This is a genomic window from Streptomyces hilarionis, assembly GCF_024539675.1.
GTDB classification, from domain to species: domain Bacteria; phylum Actinomycetota; class Actinomycetes; order Streptomycetales; family Streptomycetaceae; genus Streptomyces; species Streptomyces hilarionis.
Genome location: NZ_JAHHIT010000886.1, coordinates 1 through 238, shown reverse-complemented (window position 1 = coordinate 238; position 238 = coordinate 1). Strand labels below are relative to the sequence as shown.

Genomic DNA, 238 nt, shown 5'->3' with positions numbered 1-238 from the left:
ATGCATGCCCATCTCTTGCAGCGCCTGAACGGCTTGCGGAATGGCCGGCAGAATTGGAATGCCCACGTGTTCGATGAACACTTCCTGCGTCGCCGCCGTTCCGCCTTGCATGCCATCGAGCACGATCACATCAGCACCCGCCTTGACGGCCAGCTTGACGTCGTAGTAAGGGCGACTCGCGCCGATCTTCACGTAGATCGGTTTTTCCCAATCGGTAATCTCGCGGATCTCGGCGATC

At 58.8% G+C, this 238-nt stretch carries 1 protein-coding gene; it reads right to left on the bottom strand.

Going from position 1 to position 238, the window contains the following annotated elements:
• A partial coding sequence (locus tag KMS84_RS40660) for a glutamate synthase-related protein (protein WP_256921671.1) occupies nt 1–238 on the bottom strand: 238 nt, incomplete at both ends.